Here is a 21,585-nt window from a genome sequence, read left to right on the forward strand (position 1 = left end):
TCCTACCGGTCCTGCTTCGGCTGCGGAGTGACGGCGTCGTTGCGCTCGCGCCACGGCGCCGGCGCTGCAGGCCGCAGGCTCGTGTAGGGCGCGACCGTCGAGCGATAGCCGACGCGCGCGACCTTCGCCGCAGGATCGGCTGGGTCGGCGATGGCAACTGACGTCGTTGCCGGCATGCAGCCGGACAGCGCCAACATAGCTATGGCCAGCAGCGGCCAATGGAATCGAAAGTGTCCTCCACGCGCCGCAGATGCGGCGGCGGACTTCGCCCCGAGAAGCGTAAGCATGGTTTATCCCTGATCTGTCTGGAGACCACAGGTTCGCGCGCGCGGATTGCGCGCCCGGCCTGACGTCGTGGACGAGATCAGATGATGGGAGGGCGGTAGAGCAGGGGCGGTGCCGTGCTGTGCAGGCTGGCCACGATCTCGAGCGAGCATGCGGAAACCGGCTGAAGCGGCTTTGCAAAGCTCGGCAGATCGGCCGGCAACGCGCTGGCGCACATCATGGCGCAGCACGGGCCGGCTTTGCCCTTGCTGTCATGGTGATGCGAGGCGGGTGCGTCCTGCGCGGCGGTTTGGTGATGCACGTGGATGCCGGCGTGGTCGTGCGATGGGCCGTCATGCATGTGGTTTGCCGGCATCGCCTGATGGATCGGCGCAAGGTCGGCGAGCAGCGAATCATCAAGACACGGCGCCGGCCCGGTTCCCCAGGCAAGACTTGCTGCCGGCGCGAGCACGCAGAACAGATAGGCCAGTGCAATGAAGCGCCCCACCCTGATCCGCATCGATCGCGTCAATTGCAGCAACATTCCACCGACATGCTTTTCGCGCGGCTATCCCGCACACGGACATTACAAACTAATGGCAAAGCGCGATTTCGCCAAGCTCTTCTTACCGCAGTGCACCGCGCATGCCCAACATCGCGGCACGATGCTTGACCGCAAGGCGGTCAGCGAACATGGTCCGCGCCGTGCACGCACCAAATCACCCAGAGCAAAAACCGGCCTCATTCACCCCTGATTCCCGTCAGGCCTGGGTGCGGCTTTTGCTCGCGCTGCTGATCGGCTCGATCGGCGGCGTCGGCATGTGGGCGGTGGTCGTGGTGATTCCCGTCGTGCAGGCCGAATTCGCCGCCACGCGCGGTGCGGTGTCGCTGGCCTTCACACTGATGATGTTCGGCTTCGGGCTCGGCGGCGTGATCGCCGGCAAGATCACCGACAAGTTCGGCATCGTGCCGGCCATGGCGATCAGCATCGCCTTCCTTGGCGTCGCCAACACGCTCGCAGGACTCTCGACCCAGCTCTGGCAGTTCGTGGCAGCTTATTTCCTCATTGGGCTCGGCACGTCAGCGACCTTCGCACCGCTGATGGCAGAGGCCTCGCACTGGTTCGAGCGCTATCGCGGTCTGGCCGTGACCATCGTCGCGAGCGGCAACTATGTCGCCGGCACGATCTGGCCGCCGCTCATCAATGCGGGCATAGAGGGGATCGGCTGGCGCACCACTCACATCGGCATCGCCCTCGTCTGCGTGAGTCTGATGACGATCCTGGTTTTGGTCCTGCGCGCGCAGATGGGCGACGACAAGGTCCGCAATCACGCCAATGCGGCGCCGCCGCGGGTCGATCTCAAGCTCTCGACCAACACGCTGACGGTGCTGCTCTCGATTGCCAGCATTTCCTGCTGCGTCGCCATGGCGATGCCGCAGGTGCATATCGTCGCCTATTGCGGCGATCTCGGTTACGGCGTGGCGCGCGGTGCCGAGATGCTGTCGCTGATGATGGCCTGCGGCATCGTCAGCCGCATCGGCTCGGGCTATCTCGCGGACAAGATCGGTGGCATTCCGACGCTGCTGATCGGGGCATTGGCGCAGGGCTTTGCGCTGGTGTTCTACCTGTTCTTCGACAGCCTCACGTCGCTCTATCTGATCTCCGCGATGTTCGGGCTGTTCCAGGGCGGCATCGTGCCGAGCTATGCCATCATCGTGCGCGAGGCGATGCCGGCCAGCGAAGCCGCGACCCGCGTCGGCATCGTGATCTTCGCCTCCGTATTCGGCATGTCCTTTGGCGGCTGGGTGTCCGGCATCATCTTTGATGCCACCGGTTCTTACGCGGCGGCCTTCGCCAACGGCGTGGCGTGGAATGCTCTCAATGTCGGCATCGTCTTGACGCTGCTGATTCGCTCGCGCATGAATTCGGTCAAGGCCGGACCGAATTTCGCAACCTAGACCGCCTGTCCCGCCTTCAGCAGCGAGCAGCCGGTGATCTTGTAGCTTCCGTCCGCCTGCTGCTCGAGCGTGTAGAGCGCTTCCCAGGCCTCGCCATTGGCATCGATGATGTGAACGCGCTGGGCGACGGAGCTGCCTTCGGTCTTGCTGTCGCCGAACTCAAAACTCTTGTGACGATAGACCGGTGCGTAACCCTTCTGCACCATCGACATGAAGATGTCGGGCGCAGGGAAAATTTCCTTGATCGCCGGCGCGGCCTGGGAATAGGCCGCAGCCGCATCGTCGTGCGCAAAAGCTTGTTCCTGAGCCCGGATCACGCCTTGCGCCGCCGCGACATCGTCGGCGCGTGCGGAGATGGGGCTGCAAGCAATGTTGAGAACGACGAGCAAGGCGGCAATGCGCATGGCAGGCTCCGCGTTGAAATCCCGGCGATGCTGATCCTAGCACGGCCTTGGCAAATACGGAGGCGCTATCGCTTCGGTTTCACCGCCGGCTTCGCGCGCTTGGCGGCGCGCGTCTTGGCCTTCGCAGGGGGCTGCACGCGAAGACCGTCGACAAACACGTCGAGCATCCGCAGCACAGAGGATTGCCAGCCGGGCTGGTCGTGCATGTAGCACATGCCGATCAGGGCCCTGAACAGGTCTTCCGGGCTGATATCGGCGCGCATTTGGCCGGCCGTGACGGCGCGATCGAGCAGCGAGCCGACCGCTCTGGTCAGCCGGTCCATCGAGAACGCAGCCAGGTCCGACGAACTCTGGAACGTCAGTGCCAGCGCGGCCGACATGCCTTTCTTTGTGGCAACGAATTCGACAGTGGAGCCCAGCCAGCGCCTGAGCGCATCGACCGGGTCCTTGGCGTTCTTCAACTGCTCGGCAAGCTCGCTGAGCTGCTCGACCTCGCGCCGGTAGACCGCCTCGAACAGATCCTCGCGTGTCGGAAAGTGCCGGTAGAGTGTGCCGATGCCGACGCCCGCGCGCTTGGCCACGGCCTCCAGGCTCGCCTCCGGACCGCCGGCGTTGAACACGACCTTGGCGGCCTCGAGCACGCGCTCCCGATTGCGCACGGCATCGGCGCGGGGCTTGCGGGTCTGGTCGGTGTGGTCGTCCATGCCGGCAATGTAGATCACGAATTGGTTAGATTGAACCCTTGCAATGACCCTTGCAGGGCTGCACCGCGTTGGCTGCGCACGGGCTTTCGACGAATTCCAAATATTTCTCGGCGGCCCTTGTTAACCGGAGGGGTCCTCCGTATCTTCGTCCTGTGCCGGGCTGGATCCACGTCCGGGCGGTGCGATATCGACGGCGGCCACGGAGGTGGTGCGCCGGGCGATGAGCCATGTCCATATCTGATCGGAGCCTTATATGAACCACTCCATCAGCCTCACCGTGAACGGTGCGCGGCGCGATTTCGTCCTCGACGATCCGCGCGTTACGCTGCTCGATCTCCTGCGTGAGCGCCTTCATCTCACCGGAACCAAGAAGGGATGCGACCGCGGCCAATGCGGTGCCTGCACCATTCTCGTCGACGGCAAGCGCATCAATTCCTGCTTCGCACTCGCCATTAGCCATGACGGCGCCGATATCCTCACCATCGAGGGCGTTGCGCGCGGTGACCAGCTTCATCCGGTACAGGCGGCCTTCATTGCCCATGACGGATTCCAGTGCGGCTTCTGCACGCCCGGCCAGATCATGAGCGCCATCGGCATGATGCAGGAAGCTCAGGCCGGTAACGATCCCGAACGCATCCGCGAATGCATGAGCGGCAATCTCTGCCGTTGCGGCGCCTATGCCGGCATCGTCGATGCCGTGCTCGAGGCGCAGGCCGGTGCCGACGAATCCAGCCAGAGGCGCTCCGCATGAAACAGTTCGACTATGTCAGGCCCGCCACGGTTGCCGAGGCCGTTGCTGCGGCCGCCCAGCCGGGCGCCACTTATCTTGCAGCCGGCACCAATCTGCTTGACCTGATGAAGGGCAATATCAGTCGCCCGGATCGATTGGTCGACGTCACGCATCTCGATGGGCTCGATCAAATCGAGACTCTCGCCGACGGATCGATGCGGATCGGCGCGCTGGTCAGCAACGCCGATCTCGCGCATGACGCGAACTTCGCAAAGTCCTACCCGGCCGTGGCCGAAGCGCTGCTCTCCGGCGCGTCGGCACAACTGCGCAACGCCGCGAGCGTGGGCGGCAATCTGCTGCAGCGGACCCGTTGCGCATATTTCTACGACACCGCCAGCCGCTGCAACAAGCGCGAGGCCGGCAGCGGCTGCGACGCTCGCGACGGCGAGAACCGGACGCATGCCGTGCTCGGCTGGAGCGAGAACTGCATCGCCACGCATCCGTCCGATTTCTGCGTGCCGTTGGTGGCGCTCGACGCCATCGTCGAGATCGAAGGCAGGAACGGTCGTCGCGAGATCGCGCTCGACGAACTGCATCGCCTGCCCGGCAATGCGCCCGAGCGTGATTCCGTGCTCGAGCCCGGCGACCTCGTCGTCGCCGTGCGCCTGCCACCCGCGGCGCGCGGCTTTGCCGCGCATGCGCGCTATCTCAAGGTTCGCGAGCGTACCTCCTACGCGTTCGCCATCGTCTCGGCCGCGGCGGCGCTGCGGATCGAGAACGGCAAGATCGCGGAGGCGCGGCTTGCGCTTGGCGGCGTCGCCGCAAAGCCCTGGCGTCCACGCGCCGCGGAAGATGTGCTGAGAGGCGTCGCGCCAACGACGGATGCCTTCCAGGAGGCCGCCCGGCGCGCGCTCACCGAAGCAAAGCCGTCCGGCGACAACGCCTACAAGATTGAACTCGCACGCCGTATCGTCGTGCGCGCGCTGACCCTGGCCGCAGCCGGTACGCCCGCGCGTATCCCCGCACTGCCGGCATCCCCCCTTGCTTCGACGTCTGGAGCCATCATCCATGCCTGAGCTGAATCTCACCAGCGCTCCCGCCCATCTCCGCCACGGCTCGAGCATCGGCCAGCCGCTGACCCGCCGCGACGGTGTGCTCAAGGTCAAAGGACAGGCCACCTACGCCGCCGACAATCATCCGCCCGGCATGCTGTTTGCGGTGATGGCCGTGTCCAGCATCGCGCATGGCCGCGTGACCTCGCTCGATGTCGCGGCGGCCAAGCGTCATCCCGGCGTTGTCGACGTCATGACGCCGGATCACAAGCCGCAGCTCGCGATCGATCCGGAGATCAAGACCAATCCCTTCGTGTTCCGGATGGAGGTGCTGCAGAATAAAGAAGTCCGCTACGCCAACCAGCCCATCGCCGTCGTGATCGCCGAGACGCTCGAGGCGGCGACGGAAGGTGCCGTGCTGCTGGCGCCGCGCTACGAGACGCTGCCCGCGCTCGTCGGGCTCGATGCCGGCGAGAGTTTCGTGCCGCCGGTTGTCGGTGTCGGCAATCCCACGGAAAATCATCGCGGCGATGTCGAGGCGGGCCTTGCCTCGGCCGACAAGAAGATCGATGCGATTTACGAGACCCCGCCGCAATATCACAACGCCATGGAGCCGCATGCGATCGTCGCCCATTGGGACGGCGACAATCTGTCGGTCGACATGCCGACCCAGGGCCTGATGCTGTCGCTCGGACGCATCGCCGAATTGTTTGGGATCGCACCTGACAAGATCCACATCCGCAGCCCGTTCCTCGGCGGCGGCTTTGGCTCCAAGGGACTCATGGCCGGCCCTCCCGTGCTCGGCCTGATGGCCGCAAAGCTGGTCGGCAAGCCGGTCAAGCTCGTGCTGCGTCGTGAGCAGATGTATGGCCCGGTCGGCCATCGCGCGCCGACGCGTCAGCGCTTGCGCATCGGCGCCGACGGCGAGGGGCGCCTGACAGCGCTGGATCACCATGCGCGCACCGTGTCGAGCACGTTCGACGATTTTTACGAGCCGGCCGCCGATGCGTCGCACACGCTTTATGCGGCGCCCGCGATCCGCACCTCGCACGACGCGGTACGCGTTAACACCGGCACGCCGCTATTCATGCGGGCGCCGGGCGAAGCGACGGGATCGATTGCGTTGGAAAGCGCGATCGACGAGATGGCCTGGGCCTGCGGTATGGATCCGCTGGCCTTCCGGCTGAAGAACTATGCCGAGGTCGAGCCGATCACCGGGAAACCGTTTTCCTCGAAAGCGTTGCGCGCCTGTTACGATCAGGGCGCGGCGCGTTTTGGCTGGGCGAAGCGCTCGCTCCAGCCGCGACAGGTGCGCGATGATGCCGGACTGCTGGTCGGCTGGGGGATGGGCACTGCGACGTTCCCCGCGCTCATGTTCCAGGCTGAAGCCCGCGCCGCGATCCGCCGTGACGGCACCGGAGCGATGGAGATCGGCGCGCACGACATGGGGCAGGGCGCATGGACGGCGTTGGCCCAGATCGCAGCCGATGCAGTCGGGCTCGATATCGATCGCGTCACGTTCAAGGCCGGAACGTCCGACCTGCCTGATGCCGGCATCGCCGGCGGCTCGGCGCACACGGCAACGGCCGGTGCTGCGATCCACAGCGCGGGCGCAGCCGTAATCGCAAAACTCGCCGATCTCGCCACCAACGATGAGCGCTCGCCATTGTTCGGCGCCGGCAATGCCGGTGTCATCGCGCGCGATGGCCGGTTGATCCGGCGCGACGACGAGAGCCGCAGCGAGAGTTACACCGAGATCCTCGCGCGTGCCGGCGTCGCCGAGGTCGAGGCCCGCGGCACCGGTGCGCCGAATCCGGCGGCGATGGAAGAGTATGCGATGCATGCCCATGGCGCGGTGTTCGCGGAAGTGAAGGTCGATCCCGAACTCGGCCAGATCCGGGTCACCCGCATGGTCGGCGCCTTCGCTGCGGGGCGCATCGTCAACCCGCATCTGGTGAAGAGCCAGCTGTTCGGCGGCATGATCTGGGGCATGTCCTTCGCGCTACATGAGGAGGCCATCACCGACCGCCGCAGCGGCCGGATCATGAATGCCAATCTTGGCGAGTACCATATCCCCGTGAATGCCGATGTGCCGCCGCTCGACGTGATCACGGTCGAGGAGCACGATCCGCACGTCAATGCGCTCGGCATCAAGGGCGTCGGCGAGATCGGCATCACCGGCAGCGCCGGCGCGGTCGCCAATGCCGTCTGGCACGCGACCGGCGTACGGGTGCGCCACTTCCCGATCAGGATCGAGGAGTTGCTGAAGTAGCTTTGACTGCTGCGGTGGGTGGTGGGACGACCTCCGCCCGCCGCTTCAGAATGTCGGCGGCGTGCAGGCCGAGATCACTTCGCACGGCTTGCCGCCGACGCAGCGGAAGCGATGGGGGCGGCGGCTCTCGAAATAATAGGCATCGCCAGGATTGAGGATGCGACGCTCGTCCTCGACGGTGACTTCGAGCTTTCCTGAAATCACGATGCCACCTTCCTCGCCGTCATGAACGAGATGCACGCGCCCGGTGTCGCTCCCGGGCTCGTAGCGCTCCTTCAAGATCTGCAGGGTTCGGCCGAACAGATTGTCGCCGACTTGCCGATACGAGATCGGCTTCTTGCCGACCTCGGTCAGCTCCTCCGAGCGATAAAAGATCTTGCGCCGCGTCTCGGGCTCGAGCGCAAAGAATTCGGCGAGCCCCATCGGGATGCCGTCGAGGATGCGCTTGAGCGCGCCGACCGACGGGTTCATCTGGTTGGATTCGATCAGGGAAATCGTCGAATTGGTGACGCCGGCGCGCTTGGCAAGTTCCCGCTGCGACAGCTTGTGGCGCGCCCGGATGAATCGCAGCCGTCCACCGATGTCGACGCTCATGCCCCTGGTCCCTGTTGCAGGTGTTGCGGATCGCGCAAATATGGACCGGCTGCCCCAGTGAAATCAATGGCTTGCAGGTCACCAGAAAAGGACTTGTTGCGCTATCGAAGCCGTGGCTCTGCTATCCTGTCAGCAAAGGAGCGTGGCCCGTGACCCTTCATCAGATTCCGAACACTATCAAGACCGACTCGTTCTGGATGCCGTTCACGGCCAATCGTCAGTTCAAGAAGGCGCCGCGCCTGTTCTCCTCGGCCGAGGGCATGCACTACACCACCGTCGACGGCCGCAAGGTGATCGACGGCTCCGCCGGCCTCTGGTGCGTCAATGCCGGCCACGGCCGCAAGCAGATTGCCGCTGCGGTTGAGCGGCAGCTGATGACGCTGGACTTCGCGCCGTCCTTCCAGATGGGCCATCCGCTGGCGTTCGACTTCGCCGAGCGTCTCGCCGAGATCGCGCCGAAGGGCCTTGATCGCGTCTTCTTCACCAACTCCGGCTCCGAATCGGTCGATACCGCGCTAAAGATCGCGCTCGCCTATCATCGCGCCAACGGCCAGGCGAGCCGCACCCGCCTGATCGGCCGCGAGCGCGGTTATCACGGCGTCGGCTTCGGCGGCACCTCGGTCGGCGGCATGGTCGCCAACCGCCGCGCTTTCGCCACCCTGCTGCCGGGCGTCGATCACATCCGCCACACCCACGATCTCGGCCGTAACGCCTTCGCCAAGGACCAGCCGGAGCATGGCGCCGAGCTTGCCGACGATCTCGAGCGTCTGGTGGCCTTGCATGGCGCCGAGACCATCGCTGCCGTCATCGTCGAGCCGGTGCCGGGTTCGACCGCGGTGCTGCCGCCGCCGAAGGGCTATCTGCAGCGCCTGCGCGCGATCTGCGACAAGCACGGCATCCTCCTGATCTTCGACGAGGTCATCACCGGCTTCGGCCGCCTCGGCACGCCGTTCGCTGCCGACTTCTTCGGCGTCACGCCGGACCTGATGACGACGGCCAAGGGCATCACCAACGGCACCATTCCCTGCGGCGCGGTGTTCGCCAGCCGCAAGATTCACGACGGCATGATGGTCGGTCCGGAGAATCAGATGGAGCTGTTCCACGGCTACACCTATTCCGCGCATCCGACCGCCTGCGCCGCCGGTATCGCGACGCTCGACATCTACAAGGACGAGGGCCTGCTCACGCGCGGTGCCTCGATCGCCGAATACTGGCGCGATGCGCTGCACTCGCTGAAGGGCCTGCCCAACGTCGTCGATATCCGCAATTGCGGCCTGATGGGCGCGGTCGAGCTGTCGTCGCGTGACGGCACGGTTGGCGCGCGTGGTTACGACGTGATGGTCGATTGCTTCAATCGCGGGCTGTACTTCCGCATGAGCGGCGATAGCTTCGCGCTGTCGCCGCCCCTCATCGTCGAGAAGAGCCACATCGACGACATCGTGTCGATCCTGGGCGATGCCATCAAGCGGGTGGCCTGATAATTGCTCTCGCCGTTGCGAGTTGTTTCCTTGCAGCGGCGAGCGTGATGCCGCGGGAGTTTGACCAAGCGTGAAAGTTCTGATCCTCGGCAGCGGTGTCATCGGCGTCACCTCTGCCTACTACCTCGCCCGTGCCGGCCACGAGGTGACGGTCGTCGACCGTCAGCCCGAACCGGCGCTGGAGACCTCTTTTGCCAATGCCGGCGAAGTGTCGCCCGGCTACTCCTCGCCCTGGGCCGGCCCCGGCGTGCCGGTGAAGGCGGTCAAGTGGCTTCTGATGAAGCACGGCCCGCTGGTGATCCGGCCGAAGCTCGATCCCGTCATGTGGGTCTGGCTGCTCAAGATGCTGCGCAACTGCACCAGCGCGCGCTATGCGGTCAACAAGAGCCGGATGATTCCGATCGCGGAATACAGCCGTGACTGCCTGCGCAATCTCCGCCGCGACATCGGCATTCAATATGACGAACGCTCGCAGGGCACGCTGCAGCTGTTCCGCTATCAACAGCAGCTCGACAGCACCGGCGAGGACATCGCGGTGCTCAAGCAATATGGCGTGCCTTACGAAGTGCTGAGCCGCGAGGGCTGCATCGCGGTCGAGCCGGCGTTGGCGAGCGTCAAGGAAAAATTCGCCGGCGGGCTTCGGTTGCCGCAGGACGAAACCGGCGACTGCCACATGTTCACGCAGGCGCTGGCCAAGCATGCCGAAGCGCTCGGCGTGCGCTTCCTATTCAACACCGGCATCGACCGCATCGTCACCGATGGCGCGCGCGTGAGCGGTGTCGCGACCAGTGCCGGGATGTTGCAGGCCGACGCTTACGTGCTCGCGCTCGGAAGTTATTCATCGCGAATGGCCGCGCCGCTCGGCATCTCCTTGCCGGTCTACCCGGTGAAGGGCTATTCGATCACGGTGCCGATCAAGGACGCCTCCGGCGCGCCGGAATCGACGGTGATGGACGAGAGCTACAAGGTCGCGATCACGCGTCTCGGCAATCGCATCCGCGTCGGCGGCACCGCCGAAATCTCGGGCTTCTCGACCAAGCTCTACGAGGCCCGCCGCGCCACGCTCGATCACTCTCTGACCGATCTGTTCCCGCGCGGCGGCGATCTTTCCAAGGCGACATTCTGGAGCGGCCTGCGCCCGATGACGCCGGACGGCCCGCCGGTGATCGGCCCCACGCAGTATGCAAATCTCCATCTCAACACCGGCCACGGCACGCTTGGCTGGACCATGTCCTGCGGTTCGGGGCGTGTGCTTGCGGACATGCTGTCGGGCAAGAAGCCGGAGGTGGATGTGAGCGCGCTGACGGTGGACCGGTATCAACAGCGGTTTGGCTGAGCGATCTTTTCGCACCGCTCATTCCATCACCGTCACCCTGAGGTGGCCGCTTCTTCAGCGGCCCTCGAAGGGCGACGGCCCGGATGCATCGGAGGCCGTGCATCCTTCGAGGCTCGCTGCGCGAGCACCTCAGGATGACGGGACAGGCGTTGTGCTCGCGGAGCGAAGAGACTTCAGCCCGCCCCCGTCACGCAATTCACCCACAGCACCACGGCCTTCGCATTCCGCGCCGGATTGGAAAACCGGTGCGGCCTTCGGCTCGCGAACCGAAAGCTGTCGCCCGTCTTCAGCGACCACGTTTCGCTGTCCACCGTCAGCATCATCTCGCCTTCGAGCACGAGGCCGGCCTCTTCGCCGTCATGGGTATAGAGCTCGTCGCCGGTTGAGCCGCCGGCCTCCAGATGCACCAGGAACAAGTTGAGATTGTTGTCGACGCTCGCAGGGCTGAGCAACTGCTTTGACACGCCGGTGCGCCAGAGTTTGAGCTCAGGCCGTTGCGATCCGCGCGTCACCACCTGATCGGATGTGCCGTCGGCACTCGGGCTCGCGCCGAACAGCGCGGCGATGCCGACGCCCAGCACGTCGGCGAGCGTGGCCAGCACGCGCAGTGACGGCGACGACAGGCCGCGCTCGATCTGGCTGAGAAAGCCGATCGACAAATCCGTGCGCGCCGCGACCGTCTCGAGTGAGAATTGCCTGACGCGCCGGAGATCCCTGATGCGGCGGCCGACTGCAACGTCCATTGCAGGCTCCGCGGGCGTCGCGATGGCCTTGGCCTTCTTCACCGGCCTTGCGGCGGCCGGTTTGCGTATTCTTTTGCCACCGCTCACGTCAAACCGCTTCCTTCATGTGCATGAAAACCGCTTGCGTCATCCGCGAAAGTGTGACCAAATTTTCATATTGGTGAAAATAGGCTGAAACGGCTCGGCCCGCAACGTCTGCGATAAGGACTTGCGAGCGCCGGCATCGGCCGGACCCAAAGGGGAATGCGATGAAGCGTTTTGGTCTGGCCGCGGTCGCGGCGCTCGCACTTTGCGCTATGGCGCCGGCTTCTGCGCAGCAGGTGCTAAAGGTCGGCTCGACGCCGACAGGCATCCCCTTCACCTTCCTCGACACCAAGACCAACACCATCCAGGGCATCATGGTCGATCTCGTCACTGAAGTCGGCAAGGATGCCGGCTTCAACGTGCAGATAGAGCCGATGCAGTTCTCGGCGCTGATCCCGTCGCTGACCTCGAGCAAGATCGACATCATCGCGGCCGCGATGTTCATCACGGCGCCGCGCAAGGAGGTCGTCGATTTCTCCGACCCGATTTACACCTATGGCGAAGGCCTGGTGGTGCCGAAGAGCGACACCAAGGCCTATGCCACGCAGGACGATCTGAAAGGCGAGACGGTCGGCGCCCAGGTCGGCACCGCCTTTGTCGACGCGCTGAAGAAGTCCGGCCTGTTCGCCGACGTCAAGGCCTACGACACCATCCCCGACATCCTGCGCGACGTGAACACCGGCCGCCTCAAGGCCGGCTACGCCGACTATCCGATCCTGGCCTATAATCTGAAGCAGGGTGGCTTCCCCGAGGTGCGCCTCGTCGACGGCTACAAGCCCGTCACCGTCGGCTCGGTCGGCATCGGCGTCCGCAAGGGCGAGGCCGCGCTGCTCGGCAAGATCAACGCGTCGCTGGCAAAGCTCAAGGCCAACGGCACCATCGACAAGATCCTCGACAAATGGGGCTTGAAGGCACAGGGCTGATGAGAGGTTCTTCGAAGGCTAGCCGATGAAAGGCTTCTGGCACGACGCCGCCGAGTTCTTCCCGATCCTGATGAGCGGCGTCGCGCTGACGATCATCGTCACCATCGGCTCGCTGCTGCTCTCGACGGTGCTCGGCCTGATCTGGGCGATGATGCGGGTCTCCGGCATCAAGGTGCTGTCGATGCTCAGCGCCAGCCTGATCAACGTGATCCGCGGCATCCCGATCATCGTGCTACTGTTCTATCTCTACTTCGTGATGCCCGATCTCGGCGTCACGTTGTCGGCGTTGCAGGCCGCGATCCTCGGGCTCGGTATCGCCTATTCGGCCTATCAGGCCGAAAATTTCCGCGCCGGCATCGAGGCCATCGACAAGGGCCAGATCGAGGCGGCGCAGTCGATCGGTATGGGCTGGTGGCTGACCATGCGCCGCGTGGTGCTGCCGCAGGCGGTCCGCATCGTGCTGCCTCCTTACGGCAACGTCATGATCATGATGCTGAAGGATTCCTCGCAGGCCTCGACCATCACGGTCGCCGAACTTGCCCTTCAGGGCAAGCTGATCGCGTCCTCGACCTTCAAGAACACCAACGTGTTCACGATGGTGGCGCTGATGTATCTCACCATGAGCATTCCGCTGATCCTCCTGGTCCGTCACTTCGAGAAGCGGGCCGGCAAGAAATGATCGAGCTCAAAGACGTCCACAAGAGCTTTGGCCAGAACGAGGTGCTCAAGGGCATCACGGCTTCCGTGCAGAAGGGCGAGGTGGTCTGCATCATTGGCCCTTCCGGTTCGGGCAAGTCGACGATCCTGCGCTGTATCAACGGGCTCGAAAGCTACGACCGCGGCGAGATCAGCGTCGAGGGATTGAAGGTCGACCGCGATGCGTCCTCCATCGTGAAGGTCCGTACCCAGGTCTCGATGGTGTTCCAGCGCTTCAACCTGTTCCCGCATCGGACGGTGCTGGAGAACGTCGTCGAAGGTCCACTCTTCGTGAAGAGGGAGCCGCGCACGCAGGCGCTCGAGCGCGGCCGCGCGCTGCTTGCCCAGGTGGGCCTTGCCGAAAAGGCCGATGCGCATCCGCCGCAGCTCTCCGGGGGGCAGCAGCAGCGCGTCGCGATCGCGCGGGCGCTGGCGATGCAGCCCAAGGCGATCCTGTTCGACGAGCCGACTTCGGCGCTCGATCCCGAACTGGTCGGCGATGTGCTCGGCGTGATGCGCAAGCTCGCTGACGACGGCATGACCATGGTCGTCGTCACCCACGAGATGGGCTTTGCCCGCGACGTTGCCGATCGCGTGCTGTTCATCGATGGCGGCGTGATCGTCGAGCAGGGGCCGGCCAAAACGCTGCTTAACCAACCCCAGCATCCGCGCACGCAGGACTTTTTGCGCCGCGTGCTGCATCCGCTCTGACCGGACTCCTATAATGACGCGCCAGCCACTGCCGCCCTCGCTTTATGCTGAGACCGCCGTCGCGCCGGTGGCCACGCCGCCACTCGATGCGGACAAGACCGTCTCCGTCGCGATCGTCGGCGGTGGTTACACGGGGCTTTCCACGGCGCTGCATCTGGCGGAGCAGGGTGTCGAGGCGCTGGTGCTGGAAGCGCAGGAGCCGGGCTGGGGCGCGTCAGGCAATAATGGCGGCCACACCAATCCCGGCCTGAAGCACGATGCCGATCAGATCGAGGCCGATTTCGGCGCTGAGCTCGGCCGCCGCATGATCGCGTTCTCCTATGGCACGACAAACTTCACGCATGGTTTGATCCGCCGCTACCAGATCCCCTGCGAAGCGCGGCAGAACGGCACGCTGCGCGCGGCCTACAACGAGGCCAGCGCCGCCGCGATCGAAAAGACCGCGCAGCAGTGTATCCGCCGCGGCATGCCGGTGTCGTATCTGAACCGCGAGCAGTTGCGCGAGATGACCGGCACGGATCGCTACATCGGCGCCATGCTGGACGCGCGTGGTGGCGATCTGCATCCGCTCAGCTACGCCCGTGGCCTCGCGCGTGCCGCGATCTCCACAGGCGCGAAGGTGCACGGTGAGACGCCGGCGCTATCGCTCCGGCGCGAGGGCGACCGCTGGCGCATCGAGACGCCGCGTGCGGTGGTGCATGCCGACAAGGTGTTGCTCGCCACCAACGGATTTACGGACGATCTCTGGCCGGCGCTCCGCCGCACCATCGTGCCGGTGTTTTCGTCGATCGCCGCTACTGCGCCGCTGTCGGACGAGGTCGCGCGCGCGATCATGCCGACGCGCCCGGTGCTGTACGAGAGCGGCCACATCACCGTCTATTACCGCATCGACCAGAGCAACCGCCTCCTGATGGGCGGCCGTGGCCCGATGCGCTGGATCAATTCGCCGAACGACGTCGCCTACCTCATGCGCTACGCCGAGCGGTTATGGCCACAGCTCAAGGGCGTGACCTGGACCCATGGCTGGAACAGCCGGCTTGCGATCACCAAGGATCATTATCCGCACGTGCACGAGCCCGCGGAAAACATCCTGATCTCGCTCGGCTGCAACGGCCGCGGCGTCGCGCTCTCGACCGCGATGGGCGCGCAGCTCGCGCGCCGGCTGATCGGCGGTGCCAAGGCCGAGATCGACATGCCTGTCACCGGCATCAAGCCGATCCCGATGCATGCGTTCTGGCCGGTCGGCGTGACGACTGCCGTGATTGCCGGCCGTGTCCGTGACCGGCTGGGGATCTAGCTCTCAGCCACCGCGTCGGCCCAGGGCTGGAAGATCTCGACCGCGCCGGAATTGATGTCGCCGTCACGCATCACCACGCTCGGGCAGGCGAATTTCATCGGCAGGGTCTGCACCGGTGTTTCCCGATAGTCGAACCGTGTGGCAAGCGCCTTCCGGGTATCCGCCGGCAGCCGCGTGTCGCCGAGCACGATCGCGCCTTCGCTGCAATCGATGCGGGGCTGATGGATGGCGGCATCGAGGTCCATGTCGAAATCCATCGCAAAGGACACGAGCTGCAGCACCGAGGGCAGGATGCGGCGGCCGCCGGAGGCACCTACCGCGAGACGTTTGCCGTCCTTGGTCTCGGCGATGACGGGCGTGTAGTTGGTGAGGCAGCGCTTGCCGGGGGCGAGCGAGTTGGTGGTGCCCGGAGTCGGATCGAACCACATGATGCCGTTGTTCATGGGAATGCCGGTGTGCGGCGTCACATATTTCGAGCCAAAGGATGAGAGCAGTGTCTGCGTCACCGCGGCGATGTTGCCGTCTCGGTCGACCACGGAGAAATGCGTGGTGCAGGCGGGTGCCAGATATTCGGCGCCGAGCGAGCGCTTGCCGTCGGCATCGCCCATGTCCTTGAGCCGTTCGCTGAAGGCCGCCTGCAGGGCGGCGGCATATTCGGCATAGGCGGCGGCATCCGGCGTGCCCGCCGGCTTCAGACCCTGTTGCAACAGGCGCAGCGCGTGCGCCATCGTCGGCCCGGCGGTAAGCTCCGGCGTCGCAAGCACCTTGCCGCCGCGATAGGGGATCGCCAGCGGCTCGCGCAGATGGGCGCGGAACGCGGCGAGATCCTCGACCGACAGCGAGCCGCCATCGGCCTTGACGTCAGACGCGATGCTCTTGGCGAGATCGCCCTGATAGAAGTCGCGCGGCCCGGTCTCGGCGAGGTGCAACAGCGTCGCCTTCAGATTGTCCTGCGGCAGCCGGATCTCGGCCTCGATGCTCCAGGGCGGGCTCGGGGGCAGGCCGTCCTTCAAAAACATTTCTGCGCTCGCGGGATAGCGCCGAAGATCCGCCGCCGAGCCCGCGATCGTCAGCTCGGTCCACCAGTCGACCAGCAGGCCTTCGCCGGCGAGCGCCACTGCCGGAGCGACCAATTCTTTCCACGACATCCTGGCGTATCGACGGTGAACTTCCTCCATGCCGGCGACAACGCCTGGGACGGCGATCGCGCCGGGACCGTGAACGTTGCGGTCGTCCTTGACACGCGGCCACGGAAACAGGTCGGTAGCGACGCGGTCTCCGGTGATGGGATAATCGGCGGCGCGTACGCTCTGCGGCGCGCTCATGCCATAGTCGATCACCTCGTAGCGATTTTCCTTGGCGCGGTAGAGCACCATCGCGCCGCCGCCGCCGATGCCGCTGTTCCAGGGCTCGAGCACGTTCAGTGCAAAGGTGGTCGCCACGATCGCGTCGACGCAATCGCCGCCCGCTGCCAGCACCTGCGCTCCCACCTCGGCCGCCCGCCGCGATTGCGAGGCCACGATGCCGCCCCTGGATGTGACGGCGGGTTTGCGGACGGTTTGGTTGAGGCTGAATTGATGAGGCATGTCGCTGAACTCTGTCTTCAGTTGTCTTCTTGATTCAGTCGTTGCGCTGACGTCGGAGCTCCGCAATTGGCGGAGCGCGCGAACAATGGCACATTGCCGGCAACGAGAACATCGAAAGGGAGACGCGACATGGCAGGTGTGAAACAGGCGCGGGATGGCGCCGTCGGGATTTTGACGCTCGACGAGCCGGCAAGCCTGAACGCGATGACGCCGGACCTGCTCGGTGCGCTTGCCGTCGTCGTCGCCGAGATGAGTGCGGATGAGGATGTCCGTGCGCTGGTTCTCACCGGCGCGGGGCGTGGTTTTTGCTCGGGACAGAATTTGAAGGCGGCGGGAGCGCTGGGCGAGGACCTCACGGCCGGCGTCATGCGCTTCTACTGGCCGGCCTTCAAGGCGTTGCGCGAATGCCGCGTGCCTGTCGTCGTTGCCGTCAACGGCGTCGCGGCCGGCGGCGGCTTCAGCCTGGCGATGGCCGGTGACATGATTGTTGCGGCGCGGTCGGCGAGCTTCATCCAGGTGTTCAGTCGTATCGCTCTGGTGCCCGATCTCGGCTCGACCTGGCTGCTGCCGCGGCTGATCGGCCGGCAGCGCGCGCTCGAACTGATGCTCCTGAACGAGCCGCTCACGGCCGAGCGCGCGCAGGAGATCGGCCTGGTGCGGCAGGTCGTCGACGATGCGAAGCTGATGGAGGAGGCGTTGACCTTGGCGCGCCGTCTCGCCGATGGCCCGACCCGCGCCCTGGTCGCGACGCGCGCGCTGGTCGAGGAGAGCGAGCATATGAGCTACGAGGCGCAGTTCCGCCGCGAGATCGAGCTTCAAGCCACGATCCGCACCAGCGCCGATGCCGTCGAAGGCCGCAAGGCCTTCGTCGAGAAGCGCAAGGCGAAGTTTACGGGGCGGTGACCCTCTCTGCCGTCATGGCCGGGCCTTGTCCCGGCCATCAACGTTCTTCCGCGCTGGGCAAAGACGTGGATGCCCGGGACGAGCCCGGGCACGACGAGTTGAGAGACCGGTCAGTTGGAAAGCGGCAAAGCCGCGGAGGTCACAGCCCCCGGTTCAGCCGGCTGGCCTGATATTTGGCGTGCCATTTCGGACCCGGGCCGCGCATGTAGTGCAGCTCGGGGCGGTAGGGGTTGCCTGCGATCCGCACCAGCTTCTGCCATTTGGCGGCAACGTAGGTGAAGGGCTGGCGGAACAGGGTCAAGGAAGCGAACAGCACGGCATCACCTCAATGCGGCTTGCCGAGCATGGCGGTGAAGGGGAGATCGAAAAGATCCTCGCCGTCAGAGCCGCTGACATGGATCACCCAGTCGCGCCAGTCTTCAGCACCGGGCGTCAGGATCATCGACTGCATGATCTGGGCGGCGCGGTCACGCGCCTCGGTCAGGCTGGCTACTGCGGCGCCGTTGCGATCGATCAGCGTGCCGTCGGTATTGGAGCAGTGAAAATAGACCTGGACCATATGCGCCTCCTGTAGGGAGCGGTCGGGACGGCAAACGGATACCACCCGAAGCATTCGCAAAAAATTCGGGATGAGCCCGGTAAGGGAATCTACGGGGATTGGTCGGCACGAAGAGCCCCGCGGGTTTGATCACAGGCGGGTGATGTTCAACTGGACGGCGCCTAGCGGGCATGGAACAAGCTTCGACCGAAAGTCCGGGAGACGGCTGTGAATCAGCTCACATTTCAGGCTGGACGCCGAAGCTTGTGCGTGGGTGTCGTCGCCTTCGCGGCGGTCTTGCTCGGCTTCGGTTCACTGGCCGCATCCGATTCTGTGAGGAAAAGCGGCTACGCGGTGGGAACGGAGACCTGCGGCAGCGGCGATCTCGCCTTTCCCAAGGTCCAGATCGACATGAAGGCCGGCTTTTGCGCCGGCCTCGTCGCCAGCGAAGAGGATCAGCTGAAATTTCCGCGGTCGATCATCCAGCTGCCCGGCCACGACCTGTTCGTGGTTGCCGACATGGGCGGCTGGGGCCACGCCGATGGCCGGCTGCTGCTGCTCGATCCCCACGCGGCCGGCGGCCAGCGGTTCAAGGAGCTCCTGACCGGGGTCGAATATCCGTTCGGCCTCGTGATCGGCCCGGACAAGAAGCTCTACGCCTCGACCGCCGAGACAATCTTCCGCTTCGATCCGCTCGCGGACAATCCGCGCGGCACGGTCGAGACCATCATTCGTCATATGCCGGGCCGCCGCATCACGCTGCCCGACGGCACCAGGCTCGAGGAGAGCGCGCACCCGCTCAAGCAGTTCGTGTTCGATCGCAACGGTCGGTTGTTCGTCAATGTCGGCGCCCACAGCGACGACTGCATCACGCCGGCACCGATCAGGAGGCCTTGCGCGCCGGCTGAAAGTGCGTCCGCCATGGCCGCGATCTGGCTGTTCACGCCACCGTCAGGTGGCGTTTTTCCGGCGTTGAAGCCTGGCGATACCGACCCGCCACATACGATCTACGCGCGGGGCCTGCGCAATTCGATGGCGCTGGTGTTGCACCCGAACTTTCCCGATGCCGGCTACGCGTTCCTGCAAGGCGAGAACGGTCGCGATCTACCCGACATCTTCAAGCCGAACGAGGAGATCAACGCGATCGAGCAAGGCAGGCATTATGGCTGGCCCTATTGTTACGACCTGTCGACGCCGAGCCCGGAATTCAAGCTCGTGCTGCAAGCCGGAATCTACAAGACGCTCTGCACGAGCAACGCGCTTTACAAGCAGCCGTTCTCGCTGATGCCGCCACACGGCGCGCCGCTTGCAATGCTGTATTATCACGGCTCTAAATTTCCGGAGCTCGAAGGCAAGCTGCTGGTCGGCCTGCACGGTTATCGCCCGACCGGCAGTCGCGTTCTGATCTACGACGTCGACGACCACGGTTTTCCGAAACCCGCCCCCGCGCCGGTGCGCTACCACGTGAGTTGTGCGGCCGATCCGACCCACAATTTTCAGACCGACGTCGGAGACGTCGCCGCCGCGCCGTTCGAGGAGTTGATCGCCGGCTGGCACCGCGTCAATGGTGCGCGGCCGCAAGGCTCGCCGGTCGGCATGACGGTCGCCGAGGACGGTGCGATCTGGCTGGTCGAGGACAAGAACCAGACCGTCATCCGCATCGATCGCGCTGCGGGCGATGCACCGCCGCCGCTGCCATGCGACACGCGCAGCCAGGCGCTGATCGACCAACTTGCTGCCTTCGTCGCCAGGGACGCGCAAAACAAGACCCGGCTCACCACGCTGCGCAAAAACCTTGTCGAAAAGCACTGCATCGGCTGTCACTCCGATTTCGGTCTGAAGGCGGGGCAGTCGGATGCCGACAAGGACGCGACCGTGCTGCGTTTCATGCTGTCGCAGGACGGCTGGATCTATCCGGGCGATCCGCAGTCCGGCAAGCTGCGCACGCGGCTGCGTGGCATCGGCGGGGAGAAGCTGATGCCGCCGGGCGGCGAGAGCCTGCCGAAGACCGAGCCCGGTTATGCGGCTCTGCTCACGACTGCGGATCTGCTCGTTGCCAGGATGGTTCCGGGGACGCCGATGCGCGTCAAGCCAGGCCTGCCGCAGCGCAAGTTTTTCAGCAAGGCGAACAAGGAATGCGGCGAAATACCGGCCGCCAAGGTCGTTGTCGTGACACAAAGGAACGCTGTAGACAAACCGGGCTTCAGCCGATTCTTCCGGCCGGCCGATCCTCATTTGAATGGCGAGTGCAGCGACGACGATGGCTATTACATCCGGCAAGAATTTCTGGTGCCTGTGCAGTAGCATCCTGCTCGTTGTCGCGACGCCGCTCGTCGCAGCCGAGACGAAGTTGTTCGAAAGCGTGCAGGTGACGCCCGCCAGCGAATATACGTTCGGCATCGAAGGACCTGCCGCCGATCTCGACGGCAACCTCTTCGTCGTCAATTTCGGCAAGCCCGGCACCATCGGCCGATTGCCCGCGGGTGGTGCAGCGTCGGAAGCCTTTACAGCGCTCCCCGAGGGCAGTGTCGGCAACGCCATCCGCTTCGATCGCAACAGCACGATGTTCATCGCCGACTACAAGAAGCACAACATTTTTGCGATCCCGAAAGGCGGCAGCGAGCCAGCGGTCTGGTTTCACTCTGACGAGATGAACCAGCCCAACGACATCACCGTTGCCCGCGACGGCACGATCTACGCGAGCGATCCGAACTGGAAGGGCCGGGAAGGCCACATCTGGCGCATTGCGAAAGCCGCCGATGGCACGGTGCAGGGGCAGGTCATGTCGGCGCCGCGCGCGATGGGTACCACGAACGGCATCGATCTCAGCCCCGACGGCAAGACGCTCTATGTCGGTGAATCCAGCAACGGCCAGGTCTGGTCCTATGCCATCCGCGGCAATGAGCTTGCCGACGCAAAGCTCATCAAAGCCTTCCAGCCCGACACCATCGACGGCCTGCGCACCGACGTCACCGGCCGCCTCTATGTCGCGCGCATTCTCAAGGGAACGATCGCGCTGATGAAGCCGAGTGGCGCGGTCGAGCGCGAGATCGCGCTGAAGGGCAGAGAGCCAACCAATCTCGCTTTCGGCGGCAGCGACGGCAAGACTGTCTTCGTCACCCAGCGTCAGGGCGGCTTCATCGAATCCTTCCGTACCGACCAGCAGGGCCGCGAGCACTGTCTGCAGCGCGGGCGCTGCTGAACTCACCTCAAAAGACGATCTGCTTCCTGCGCAGAGCAGCGCGACAACGGCGGCATTCTTCTTGCTTGCTTCTGGCGGCCGCAGGGATCAAAAAAAGCTCCGTGGCACT

General features: G+C 64.9%; 23 protein-coding genes. 14 read left to right on the forward strand and 9 right to left on the reverse strand.

Features of this window, described 5'->3' with window-relative positions; all coding sequences use genetic code 11:
• Positions 1-2: 2 nt before the first annotated feature.
• Entirely contained in the window at positions 3-287 is a 285-nt protein-coding gene (locus tag K3F49_RS36685; RefSeq protein WP_234685735.1) for a hypothetical protein, read from the reverse strand.
• Positions 288-364: 77 nt separating this feature from the next.
• On the reverse strand, positions 365-772 hold the full coding sequence (locus tag K3F49_RS36690) for a hypothetical protein (RefSeq protein WP_234685809.1): 408 nt from the start codon (positions 770-772) through the stop codon (positions 365-367).
• Between K3F49_RS36690 and K3F49_RS36695 the strand changes: the two genes are divergently transcribed.
• Both K3F49_RS36695 and K3F49_RS36700 read left to right on the forward strand, forming a co-directional pair.
• A complete protein-coding gene (locus tag K3F49_RS36695; RefSeq protein ID WP_234685815.1) occupies positions 759-1,019 on the forward strand; it encodes a hypothetical protein in 261 nt (86 codons plus the stop codon). The two genes, K3F49_RS36690 and K3F49_RS36695, sit on opposite strands and share 14 nt — an antisense overlap.
• Positions 958-2,223 carry an MFS transporter gene (locus tag K3F49_RS36700; protein WP_234685736.1) on the forward strand — a complete coding sequence of 422 codons (1,266 nt, stop codon included), beginning with the start codon at positions 958-960 and terminating at the stop codon, positions 2,221-2,223. Before K3F49_RS36695 ends, K3F49_RS36700 begins: the two co-directional genes overlap by 62 nt.
• Here the strand turns inward: K3F49_RS36700 and K3F49_RS36705 are convergent.
• Positions 2,220-2,627, reverse strand: coding sequence for a DUF4864 domain-containing protein (locus tag K3F49_RS36705; protein ID WP_234685737.1), 408 nt, complete (start codon positions 2,625-2,627; stop codon positions 2,220-2,222). The genes K3F49_RS36700 and K3F49_RS36705 overlap by 4 nt on opposite strands.
• 65 nt (positions 2,628-2,692) lie before the next feature.
• Positions 2,693-3,331 (reverse strand): TetR/AcrR family transcriptional regulator, encoded by a 639-nt coding sequence (locus K3F49_RS36710; RefSeq protein ID WP_234685810.1) that lies wholly within the window; start codon positions 3,329-3,331, stop codon positions 2,693-2,695.
• Between the two features lie 253 nt (positions 3,332-3,584).
• Between K3F49_RS36710 and K3F49_RS36715 the strand changes: the two genes are divergently transcribed.
• The 3 genes from K3F49_RS36715 to K3F49_RS36725 are packed head-to-tail and all read left to right on the forward strand — an operon-like array spanning position 3,585 to position 7,385.
• Complete coding sequence (locus K3F49_RS36715) at positions 3,585-4,082, forward strand: (2Fe-2S)-binding protein (RefSeq protein ID WP_234685738.1); 498 nt, start codon at positions 3,585-3,587, stop codon at positions 4,080-4,082.
• The gene (locus K3F49_RS36720) at positions 4,079-5,137 is read left to right on the forward strand and encodes an FAD binding domain-containing protein (protein WP_234685739.1); all 1,059 of its coding nucleotides are present in this window, start codon (positions 4,079-4,081) and stop codon (positions 5,135-5,137) included. Before K3F49_RS36715 ends, K3F49_RS36720 begins: the two co-directional genes overlap by 4 nt.
• Positions 5,130-7,385, forward strand: coding sequence for a xanthine dehydrogenase family protein molybdopterin-binding subunit (locus tag K3F49_RS36725; protein WP_234685740.1), 2,256 nt, complete (start codon positions 5,130-5,132; stop codon positions 7,383-7,385). The genes K3F49_RS36720 and K3F49_RS36725 overlap by 8 nt, the downstream gene beginning before the upstream one ends.
• 45 nt (positions 7,386-7,430) lie before the next feature.
• Here K3F49_RS36725 and K3F49_RS36730 read toward each other — a convergent pair whose 3' ends face one another.
• The gene (locus K3F49_RS36730) at positions 7,431-7,979 is read right to left on the reverse strand and encodes a cupin domain-containing protein (protein ID WP_234685741.1); all 549 of its coding nucleotides are present in this window, start codon (positions 7,977-7,979) and stop codon (positions 7,431-7,433) included.
• A gap of 149 nt (positions 7,980-8,128) precedes the next feature.
• Here K3F49_RS36730 and K3F49_RS36735 point away from each other — a divergent pair, with 149 nt between their 5' ends.
• Together K3F49_RS36735 and K3F49_RS36740 are read left to right on the forward strand one after the other, a co-directional pair.
• Entirely contained in the window at positions 8,129-9,457 is a 1,329-nt protein-coding gene (locus tag K3F49_RS36735) for an aspartate aminotransferase family protein (protein WP_234685742.1), read from the forward strand.
• A 70-nt stretch (positions 9,458-9,527) separates the two neighbouring features.
• Positions 9,528-10,793 (forward strand): D-amino acid dehydrogenase, encoded by a 1,266-nt coding sequence (locus K3F49_RS36740; protein WP_234685743.1) that lies wholly within the window; start codon positions 9,528-9,530, stop codon positions 10,791-10,793.
• Positions 10,794-10,966: 173 nt separating this feature from the next.
• Here the strand turns inward: K3F49_RS36740 and K3F49_RS36745 are convergent, their stop codons facing one another.
• Positions 10,967-11,623: a helix-turn-helix domain-containing protein gene (locus tag K3F49_RS36745; RefSeq protein ID WP_234685744.1), complete on the reverse strand. Its 657-nt coding sequence runs from the start codon at positions 11,621-11,623 to the stop codon at positions 10,967-10,969.
• Positions 11,624-11,784: 161 nt separating this feature from the next.
• On the opposite strand from K3F49_RS36745, the gene K3F49_RS36750 reads away from it, so the two are divergent.
• Genes K3F49_RS36750 through K3F49_RS36765 form a run of 4 tightly spaced genes read left to right on the forward strand, consistent with a single transcriptional unit; the run spans position 11,785 to position 15,247 of the window.
• Positions 11,785-12,543 (forward strand): ABC transporter substrate-binding protein, encoded by a 759-nt coding sequence (locus K3F49_RS36750; protein ID WP_234685745.1) that lies wholly within the window; start codon positions 11,785-11,787, stop codon positions 12,541-12,543.
• 25 nt (positions 12,544-12,568) lie between these two features.
• A complete protein-coding gene (locus K3F49_RS36755) occupies positions 12,569-13,222 on the forward strand; it encodes an amino acid ABC transporter permease (RefSeq protein ID WP_234685746.1) in 654 nt (217 codons plus the stop codon).
• The gene (locus K3F49_RS36760) at positions 13,219-13,950 is read left to right on the forward strand and encodes an amino acid ABC transporter ATP-binding protein (RefSeq protein WP_234685747.1); all 732 of its coding nucleotides are present in this window, start codon (positions 13,219-13,221) and stop codon (positions 13,948-13,950) included. Before K3F49_RS36755 ends, K3F49_RS36760 begins: the two co-directional genes overlap by 4 nt.
• A gap of 13 nt (positions 13,951-13,963) precedes the next feature.
• Positions 13,964-15,247, forward strand: coding sequence for an NAD(P)/FAD-dependent oxidoreductase (locus tag K3F49_RS36765; protein ID WP_249795096.1), 1,284 nt, complete (start codon positions 13,964-13,966; stop codon positions 15,245-15,247).
• On the opposite strand, the gene K3F49_RS36770 is transcribed toward K3F49_RS36765, so the two are convergent.
• A complete protein-coding gene (locus K3F49_RS36770) occupies positions 15,244-16,833 on the reverse strand; it encodes a gamma-glutamyltransferase family protein (RefSeq protein ID WP_234685748.1) in 1,590 nt (529 codons plus the stop codon). The two genes, K3F49_RS36765 and K3F49_RS36770, sit on opposite strands and share 4 nt — an antisense overlap.
• A gap of 129 nt (positions 16,834-16,962) precedes the next feature.
• Here K3F49_RS36770 and K3F49_RS36775 point away from each other — a divergent pair, with 129 nt between their 5' ends.
• On the forward strand, positions 16,963-17,736 hold the full coding sequence (locus K3F49_RS36775) for an enoyl-CoA hydratase-related protein (RefSeq protein WP_234685749.1): 774 nt from the start codon (positions 16,963-16,965) through the stop codon (positions 17,734-17,736).
• A gap of 139 nt (positions 17,737-17,875) precedes the next feature.
• Here the strand turns inward: K3F49_RS36775 and K3F49_RS36780 are convergent, their stop codons facing one another.
• Together K3F49_RS36780 and K3F49_RS36785 are read right to left on the reverse strand one after the other, a co-directional pair.
• Positions 17,876-18,052 (reverse strand): hypothetical protein, encoded by a 177-nt coding sequence (locus tag K3F49_RS36780; RefSeq protein ID WP_234685750.1) that lies wholly within the window; start codon positions 18,050-18,052, stop codon positions 17,876-17,878.
• 9 nt (positions 18,053-18,061) lie between these two features.
• Complete coding sequence (locus K3F49_RS36785) at positions 18,062-18,295, reverse strand: DUF6894 family protein (RefSeq protein WP_234685751.1); 234 nt, start codon at positions 18,293-18,295, stop codon at positions 18,062-18,064.
• Positions 18,296-18,502: 207 nt separating this feature from the next.
• Between K3F49_RS36785 and K3F49_RS36790 the strand changes: the two genes are divergently transcribed.
• Both K3F49_RS36790 and K3F49_RS36795 read left to right on the forward strand, forming a co-directional pair.
• Positions 18,503-20,578 (forward strand): PQQ-dependent sugar dehydrogenase, encoded by a 2,076-nt coding sequence (locus K3F49_RS36790; RefSeq protein ID WP_452101156.1) that lies wholly within the window; start codon positions 18,503-18,505, stop codon positions 20,576-20,578.
• Complete coding sequence (locus K3F49_RS36795; protein ID WP_234685753.1) at positions 20,535-21,476, forward strand: SMP-30/gluconolactonase/LRE family protein; 942 nt, start codon at positions 20,535-20,537, stop codon at positions 21,474-21,476. The genes K3F49_RS36790 and K3F49_RS36795 overlap by 44 nt, the downstream gene beginning before the upstream one ends.
• Positions 21,477-21,585: the final 109 nt, after the last annotated feature.

The sequence above is a fragment of the Bradyrhizobium monzae genome, from assembly GCF_021458635.1.
Classification (GTDB): domain Bacteria; phylum Pseudomonadota; class Alphaproteobacteria; order Rhizobiales; family Xanthobacteraceae; genus Bradyrhizobium.